The sequence below is a fragment of the Stenotrophomonas sp. PS02301 genome (genome assembly GCF_029959485.1).
GTDB lineage: Bacteria > Pseudomonadota > Gammaproteobacteria > Xanthomonadales > Xanthomonadaceae > Stenotrophomonas > Stenotrophomonas maltophilia_Z.
In genome coordinates this window covers 10,001-11,224 of the sequence record NZ_JASCOO010000121.1, presented here as the reverse complement: position 1 = coordinate 11,224, position 1,224 = coordinate 10,001, and the positions used below count along the sequence as shown (strand labels likewise).

General features: G+C 54.1%; 2 rRNA genes (1 of these 2 running past the window's edge). Both read right to left on the bottom strand.

What is annotated here, in order from left to right:
- Positions 1-46: 46 nt before the first annotated feature.
- Positions 47-161: ribosomal RNA gene (gene rrf, locus QMX81_RS19020) — 5S ribosomal RNA — on the bottom strand.
- Between the two features lie 125 nt (positions 162-286).
- Positions 287-1,224: ribosomal RNA gene (locus QMX81_RS19015) — 23S ribosomal RNA — on the bottom strand; it runs 1,941 nt beyond the window's last position.

The window sequence follows — 1,224 nt, the reverse complement described above, 5'->3', positions numbered from 1 at the left end:
AAAAGAAAACCCCGCTGCGTGAGCAGCGGGGTTTTCGGGGTAAAAACCCTGGCGATGACCTACTCTCGCATGGCTTAGGCCACACTACCATCGGCGCAGCTGCGTTTCACTTCCGAGTTCGGGATGGGATCGGGTGGTTCCACAGCGCTAATTTCACCAGGGAGACAGTTGGAGCGTCGCCATCCTAAGGAACGGATTAAGGCGCCTGCCTCTCGTAAGTCTTGTGACGTAGCGTGCACTTGGGATCTATCGACATGTCATGTCGGCCAAGGCAACTTGAGGTTATATGGTCAAGCCACACGGATCATTAGTATCAGTTAGCTCAATACATTGCTGTACTTACACACCTGACCTATCAACCACATAGTCTATATGGTTCCTTCAGGGGGCTTGTGCCCCGGGAGATCTCATCTTGAGGCGCGCTTCCCGCTTAGATGCTTTCAGCGGTTATCGCTTCCGAACATAGCTACCCGGCAATGCCACTGGCGTGACAACCGGAACACCAGAGGTTCGTCCACTCCGGTCCTCTCGTACTAGGAGCAGCCCCTCTCAAATCTCCAACGCCCATGGCAGATAGGGACCGAACTGTCTCACGACGTTCTGAACCCAGCTCGCGTACCACTTTAAATGGCGAACAGCCATACCCTTGGGACCGACTACAGCCCCAGGATGTGATGAGCCGACATCGAGGTGCCAAACACCGCCGTCGATATGAACTCTTGGGCGGTATCAGCCTGTTATCCCCGGAGTACCTTTTATCCGTTGAGCGATGGCCCTTCCATACAGAACCACCGGATCACTAAGTCCTAGTTTCCTACCTGCTTGATCCGTCGATCTTGCAGTCAAGCACGCTTATGCCTTTGCACACAGTGCGCGATGTCCGACCGCGCTGAGCGTACCTTCGAGCTCCTCCGTTACTCTTTAGGAGGAGACCGCCCCAGTCAAACTACCCACCATACACGGTCCCCGATCCAGATTATGGACCTAGGTTAGAACGTCAAGCACGACAGGGTGGTATTTCAAGGATGGCTCCACTGCAGCTAGCGCCACAGTTTCATAGCCTCCCACCTATCCTACACAGACGAACTCAACGTTCAGTGTAAAGCTATAGTAAAGGTTCACGGGGTCTTTCCGTCTTGCCACGGGAACGCTGCATCTTCACAGCGATTTCAATTTCACTGAGTCTCGGGTGGAGACAGCGCCGCTGTCGTTACGCCATTCGTG